5 protein-coding genes and 1 pseudogene are annotated in these 7042 nt (G+C 36.3%); 2 read left to right on the plus strand and 4 right to left on the minus strand.

Annotated elements, in window-relative coordinates:
* Positions 1 to 243: pseudogene (locus WOCAOBSORBRA_RS05075) on the plus strand (Rpn family recombination-promoting nuclease/putative transposase); the annotation flags it as partial.
* A 114-nt stretch (positions 244 to 357) separates the two neighbouring features.
* On the opposite strand, the gene WOCAOBSORBRA_RS05080 reads toward WOCAOBSORBRA_RS05075, so the two are convergent.
* The 3 genes from WOCAOBSORBRA_RS05080 to hemC form a co-directional block, all read right to left on the minus strand.
* On the minus strand, positions 358 to 549 hold the full coding sequence (locus WOCAOBSORBRA_RS05080; protein WP_070356842.1) for a hypothetical protein: 192 nt from the start codon (positions 547 to 549) through the stop codon (positions 358 to 360).
* Between the two features lie 96 nt (positions 550 to 645).
* Positions 646 to 1533 carry a UDP-N-acetylmuramate dehydrogenase gene (murB, locus tag WOCAOBSORBRA_RS05085; RefSeq protein ID WP_174516061.1) on the minus strand — a complete coding sequence of 296 codons (888 nt, stop codon included), beginning with the start codon at positions 1531 to 1533 and terminating at the stop codon, positions 646 to 648.
* Positions 1524 to 2402: a hydroxymethylbilane synthase gene (gene hemC, locus WOCAOBSORBRA_RS05090; RefSeq protein WP_010962666.1), complete on the minus strand. Its 879-nt coding sequence runs from the start codon at positions 2400 to 2402 to the stop codon at positions 1524 to 1526. Before hemC ends, murB begins: the two co-directional genes overlap by 10 nt.
* Positions 2403 to 3351: 949 nt before the next feature.
* Between hemC and odhB the strand changes: the two genes are divergently transcribed.
* Positions 3352 to 4524, plus strand: coding sequence for a 2-oxoglutarate dehydrogenase complex dihydrolipoyllysine-residue succinyltransferase (gene odhB / locus WOCAOBSORBRA_RS05095; protein ID WP_174516062.1), 1173 nt, complete (start codon positions 3352 to 3354; stop codon positions 4522 to 4524).
* Between the two features lie 38 nt (positions 4525 to 4562).
* Here the strand turns inward: odhB and WOCAOBSORBRA_RS05100 are convergent, their stop codons facing one another.
* On the minus strand, positions 4563 to 6986 hold the full coding sequence (locus tag WOCAOBSORBRA_RS05100; RefSeq protein WP_174516063.1) for a tetratricopeptide repeat protein: 2424 nt from the start codon (positions 6984 to 6986) through the stop codon (positions 4563 to 4565).
* Positions 6987 to 7042 lie beyond the last annotated feature (56 nt).

Below are 7042 nucleotides of genomic sequence, written 5' to 3' on the forward strand. Positions count from 1 at the left end.
GAAGCCATTCTTGAATACAGACTTGACCTTGCTACTGAAAAAGGCATCCAAATTGGCGAAGAAAGAGGCATCAAAATCGGTAAAGAGGAAGGGAAAATTGAAGGAAAAATCGAAGGAAAAATCGAAGGAAAAATCGAAGTCGCAAAAGCAATGCTGGCTAACAATGTTGATGTCAACACTATTGTCAAATTTACTGGCCTTTCTATTAGTGAGATTGAAGAATTAAGTGTGAACGGTTACTAATTAAGAACTTTAATTATCAATCATAAATCACTGAATTTCGCTAGTAAATTTGTTGCCATTGTCCATATTGCACAATTGTATATAAGATATAGTATAACAATAGTGTCCGTTCAGCTAATACCAATTCCCACTGCACAATAAACGGATAGATAACAATGGAAAAAAAGCCATACTATTGCCTTTCTTTCTCACTCCACAATTAAATAACTCTACAATATCGCTTATTTGATTCACTAATAATGAGAATTGGTATAACTTTGCTATTTTTCTCTCTAGATTCTTGCAAAGTTCTACAAGATTAACCACATTACCTCACGGTTTCTCTATGATTATTTTTTTAGATTACTTGTTTACCTTATTTGCCGTTCTCCTGAACGAATATACATAAGCTATAAAAACTATCTAATAGCTACCCAAAACCCTTATTTCCCACTCAAGTTCAACATTAAATTTATCCTTTACTGCATCTTTTACTTTGTTGCCAAGGTTTTCCAAGTCAGATGCAGTTGCATTATCGTAATTGAGCAAGAAGTTACAATGTTTCTGAGAGATTCTAGCTCCACCAATATTTAACCCTAGGCAGCCAGATTTATCAATTAACTCCCATGCTCGGTAGTTTTTTGGATTTTTGAATATGCACCCAGCAGTTTTTCCTCTTATTGGCTGGCTTTTATTTTTCCTCTCAATAACTTCCTTTAACCTTTGCAGTATAAGCTCATACTCTGAGTTTACTCCTTTAAACTCAGCTTCAACAAAAATCCAATTTCCTTTTAGGCTATGTCCACGGTAAAAATACCCCATTTCTTCGCTGGAGAACTCATATAGGTTTCCATCCTCTAGATTCACTGCTTTTATGGATTGTACAACACTTGCGATATCACTACCATATGCACCTGCATTCATTTCTATTCCGCCACCAACTGTTCCTGGAATTCCAACTAGAAACTCCAACCCACTAATCTGCTGATTTCCCGCAAAGTGAGCAAGGTTGCTGAGCAGCACAGCTCCCCCAGCTACAATAGAGTTGTTACCCTTACTTTTAATATATGCAAACTCCTTACCTAATTTTACTGTTATTCCTCGAATGCCACTATCTCGCACTATTATGTTGGATGTTGCACCAATAACGCTAACTGGCAGTTCAGTATTTTTAATCAAGTATGTTAAATCTTCAATATCACATGGTTTAAATAATACATCAGCTCGTCCACCAACATTTAACCACGTCGCTTTAGACATTAAGACATCATAACGATAGATTCCACGTACTTTAGGTAAGCTTATAAGCATTTTGATTTCAACTCTAATCCTGCATCCATACCCATTTTCTCCGCATCTTCTATAAATGAAGTGCGCTCAGTGAAGTATATATTTTTTCCACTTGCTAACATACAACGAAGGTGTAGCATATTTTCGCTCACATATTCAGCCAAAGCTGCAAGTGGTGTAAAACATGAACCATTCACTGTCTTCATAAAACTGCGCTCTGATTTCACTCCTATAAAAGACATATTATTATTAATTTTCTCTAAAAGATCGATAATTTTTACATCATTCCTTCTACATTGAATACAAACCGCCCCCTGCCCCACTGCACTTAACATAACTTTTGGTGGCAATACCTCTGTAATCAAGTGATGTTTTTCTAATCTTATGAGTCCTGCTTCAGCTAGAATTATTCCATCAAAACTTTGATTTTGCAATCTGGTTGTTACATTTCCACGTAGCGGTACTATATTTAAATCTGGTCTAACATTTAACAACTGAACTTTTCTTCTTATTGAAGAAGTGGCAATAGTAGCCTGCTGTGGCAAAGACTCAAGGCTATTGTGTTTATGAGAAATAAACGCATCGCATGAACTTAGCCTTTCTAAAACACAAGGAATTGTTAAACCCCCTGAGAAAAACGCAGGCATATCTTTTAGCGAATGAACTGCCATGTCTATATTATTTTCGAGCAATTCAGTCTCAATTTCTTTAATGAATAATCCTTTGCCTCCTATTTCAGCAAGATTTGCGTTTGCATACTTATCTCCAGAAGTTTTTATTTTAACAATTTCAATAGATAAGTTAGGAAAAGAATCCAGCAACTTTTGTTTTGCTTCCAAAGCCTGGGCAACTGCAAGCTTGCTTCCTCTGGTACCTATTTTGACTAGCATGTGTACGACTGTTTGAATACCAAACTTTAACCTAATTAATTACTTAAACACTTTGGTAGCGTGTATCGCATGAACCTCGGTTACCCTCTCTCTGATGTCATTCAAGTACTTGGATCCAGTTTAATTCATCATATGAGCCTTTGCATTTATTGTACTTTAACTTAAAACCAAAAGCAACTTTGACTTTACAAAATAATAACCTTTTATATGCATAAATAAGCTTACTGGATTCTAGTACTTGCATGACAAGGTATAAACCTTATCGTCATACCACCGCGAACCGTCATACCGTCACGGTATCTCTAGATCCCGCTAACACGTAGCGGGATGACGGTTGTCGTTTAGCTATAAATATTAAAAAATTTACCAAGCGAAAAAAAAGGCAAAAGAAGCCCCGTGGTTGGCTAGTTACTTACATTATACTTTCAAGTATGGCGTTTTTTTATTCTAAACGTCTAATAACCACGACTCAGCTGCTTTTAAGCTGCAACTAATCTAAATTATAAACATTAAGAAATTTACTAAACAGAAAAAAAGGCAAAAGAAACCCTAGGGTAGCTAGTTATTCACTATCCATCTTTTAAGTTGGCGTTTTTTAATGTTTTAAATGCTTTATAAGCGTATTTCAGCTTGTGTAGGTAAAAACCTAGAAATTTGATAAAGACATAGAGTGCACATAGTGCAAAAAATTAAACATGAGACGCCAGATACGTTGAGTTTTTTTGTCATTTAATCTGTACAGAGAAGATAAATAAATAGCTTCGTTTTCATGATAAGGGAGCTGGCGAGGCTTGTCAAGGAATTTTTATGACTTAGTGTCACACGCTGGAATGACATTTGGGAGTTGTTGTCCACTTCTAAATGATAAGAGCCTCAATGAATTTATTAGTTTATTACATGTCTCTTTTCATGTATAAATCTATAGAAAGTTTTATACGGAAGTTGTTTTATGAGCAAAATTATAGAAATCAGAGCGCCAAAAACTCTTGGTGGTGAGTCAGTTACGGAAGGTATAGTAAAAATAAAGAAAAATATTGGCGAAGCAGTAAAAGTAGATGACTTGATCTTTGAAATTGAAACTGACAAAACAGCACTCGAATTAACTGCAGAAGCTTCGGGGCAAATAACTGAATTTCTTATAAAAGAAGATGATGTAATAAGTCCTGATCAATTGTTAGCGAAGCTTTCCGTGGGAGAAGTAAAAGAGGAAGCGAGGAAAGAAGATACAAGCGAAAGTTCTGCCAAAAAAGATGCTCCGTCAGCTCGTAAAATTATGGAGGAAAATGCAATCAGCGCAGAAAGTGTCAAAGGAACTGGCATGGGAGGCAGAATAACAAAAGCAGATGTAATAGGTCATATGAACAAAGCAGAACAGCCTGCAATAAAACAATATGAATTGCCAAAAAGTGTAGTAAGTGGAGAGCAAAGAGAGGAACGAGTAAAAATGAGCAAAATAAGACAAGTAATTGCCGCTCGTTTGAAAGCATCGCAAAATACTGCTGCAATACTGACCACATTCAATGAAATTGACATGAAAAATGTCATGGATCTAAGAGCAAAATATAAGGACGCCTTTGAAAAAAAATATGGAATAAAACTTGGTTTTATGTCGTTTTTTATAAAGGCAGCGGTGCAAGCATTGAAAGAAATTGCTGAAATTAACGCTGAAATCTCAGGCGATGAAATCATATATAAACATTACTATGACGTAGGTGTTGCTGTTGGCACCGATAAAGGTCTTGTTGTACCAGTTATTCGGGGTGCCGATCAGATGTCATTTGCAGAAATTGAGTTGACTTTAGTTGCTCTTGGCAAAAAAGCTCGTGAGGGTAAATTACAAGTATCAGAAATGGAAGGTGCAACATTTACCATCTCAAACGGCGGAGTATACGGTTCGCTTCTTTCCACTCCGATAATAAATCCTCCGCAATCTGGAATACTTGGAATGCATTCAATACAAAACAGGCCAGTTGCTGTGGGCAACTCAATTGAGATCAGACCTATGATGTACATTGCCCTCTCTTACGACCACAGAATAGTTGACGGCAAAGGAGCAGTAACTTTCCTCATTAAAATAAAAAATTATATAGAAGATCCAAACAGGTTAGTTTTGGAAGTGTAGCTCAAATGAGTTGTTGTTAGTCTAGTATTGCTAAAAACCTAAATATCATCTAGTTCTGCCAATAGTTTCACAACTTCCGGATGATCAGGGCCATAATGTTTCTTAAAGATGGATGAAGCCCGTGCAAACAACTCCTTTTGTTTCTTATGGTTACCTAGAGCACCATAGGCGTCGCTTAGGTTTATCAGTAGTGTAGCAACTTCCGGGTGATCAGGGCCATAATGTTTTTCAAGAATAGGCAAGGCCTGTTCAAACAGCTCCTTTTGTTTCTCGTGGTCACCTAAGTCCCCATGAGAGATGCCGAGGCTTATTAGTATAATAGCAATTTCTGGATGATCAGGGCCATAATGTTTCTTAAAAACAGGTAAAGCCCGTTTAAGCAACTCTTGATTTTTCTTATGTTTACCTAAAATGCCATAAGTAATGCCAAGGGTTACCAGTAGTTTAGCAACTTCCGGGTGATCAGGGCCATAGTGTTTTTCAAAAATAGGTAAAGCACGTTCAAGCAACTCTCTTGCTTTCTGAGAACTACCTAAAGCATTATGAGCAATACCAAGATTTACCAGCAGTATAGCAACTTCGAAATGGTCAGACCTGTAATGTTTCCTTTTGATTGCTAAAGCCCGTTCAAGTAACCTCTTTCTTTTCTTATGATAACCTAGACCCCCATAAATGACACCTAAGTTTGACAACAGTTTAGCAAATTCAAGATGGTCAGGACCGTAATGTTTCTCAAAAATAGGTAAAGCCCGTTCAGACAGCTCCTTTGCTTTCTGAAGATCACCCAAAGCATAACAAACAAGACCGAGGTTTGCCCGTAGTTTAGCAACTTCGAAATGATCAAGTCCATAATGTTTCTCTTGAATTGCTAAAGCTTGCTCAAACAACTTTTTTGCTCTCCGGGGATTATCTAAATTCTCATAAGCGTGGCCAAGGTTTGTCAGTATGACAGCAACTTTAGGATGATCAGAGCCATAATGTTTCTCAAAAATAGGTAAAGCCCATTCAAACAACTTTTTTGCTTTATGAGGATTACCCGAATCCTCATAAGCGTTACCAAGGTTTGTCAGTGCAACAGCAACTTTAGGACAATCAGAACCATAATATTTCTCAAGAATAGGTAAAGCCCATTCAAACAACTCTTTTGCGTTCCGAGGATTGTCTAAAGCATTATAAGCAATACCAAGACTTACCAGCAGTGTAGCAATTTCATAATCAGGGATAAAATGCCTCTGAAGAATAGGTAAAATCCATTCGATCAACTCCTTTTGTCTTTTAGGGTTACCTAAATCAGAGTATCCATCATTAATCCACATTAACAAATCTAAAAGATAATCCTTTTCTATTGTTTGCTTTTCTGAAGAATTTTTTTCTAGCAAATTATCCATGTGTGATAAAAATGCTTCTAAATGTGGTAATAATTGTCGTTTCTTAGCATAATCTTCTAGTTTATCACTGTGGTAAGGAAAACCCTTTTGTAATAGTTGAAAAACAGTCTTTATGTCTTCTTTAGTTTTTCCACTTTTCTCTGACTTTAGCCTTATAACTTCTTGAACCAAGCTGTGTATTAACATACTATGATCTTTTTTGGTAGTTAACATGGAGTAACTTATTAATATTCCAAACGCTTCATGGAAAGTTTCTAAGGAAGGATTATTTTCTTGATTATCAGCAAAGATTTCTAGTAAAGATTGAGGAATAGGACTACCATCTAAGTAAGCACAAGCAGTAAGCCAGTTAGCTGCCAATAAGGATTCTTTTTTTATTGCTTCTACTGTGATGTCCCATGTAACATACACTATTGCTGCAGTCTCTCTATTAGCGTCGGCTGGAAATGTTTCAAGCAATGTTTCATCAGATAATAAAGCTCGTTTTCTATCGTTATATAATTTCAAATAGTCTGAAATATTTATACCTGTTTTCTTTATATAAGCGCTTGCTTGGGCTAAAGCTAAAGGTAAATGACCTAATGTCTTTGCTAATGCATCCACTTGAATTATATCTAGCTTTGTTCCTTCCACTTCTAGTATCTTACAAATGTAGCTCCTTGATTCTCCAGGTTCAAAAACATCAACAGAAATAGTGTTCTGTGGTTGTGGCCAGCCAAATGTATAACGAGAAGTTAATAATATCTTTCCTCCTTCTATAGGAAGTAAATCTGCTATATCTTTGTAGTTAGGAGCGTTATCGCATATCAGTAGCCACCCAGCACGTTCAGGGTGTTCTAGCCAATACTTAACATGCTTGGCGTGATCTTCTTCACGAACGTTTTCTCTGTAACCATGAATAACGTTTAGTCCACGTCCTAACTTGATGTACTCGTTAATTAAAGTATTTCTATCTCGTGTATCAAGCCAAATTATCCATCTATATTTTTGGAGCTTACTCCAAATAAATTCTAATGCTAATTGTGTTTTACCTATTCCACCTATTCCATGACAAGCAACTATAGTACTTCCCAAAGTAAATGATAAAGGTATAATAAGCTATTTGAGTTATAATGGCGTATAGTGTGGAT

The organism is Wolbachia endosymbiont of Cardiocondyla obscurior (assembly GCF_902713635.1).
GTDB classification, from domain to species: Bacteria; Pseudomonadota; Alphaproteobacteria; order Rickettsiales; family Anaplasmataceae; genus Wolbachia; species Wolbachia pipientis.

Coding starts and splice junctions, on each gene's coding strand:
- murB (WP_174516061.1), bottom strand. CDS start 1,533: ATGCTTATAAGCTTACCTAAAGTACGTGGAATCTATCGTTATGATGTC.
- hemC (WP_010962666.1), bottom strand. CDS start 2,402: ATGCTAGTCAAAATAGGTACCAGAGGAAGCAAGCTTGCAGTTGCCCAG.
- odhB (WP_174516062.1), top strand. CDS start 3,352: ATGAGCAAAATTATAGAAATCAGAGCGCCAAAAACTCTTGGTGGTGAG.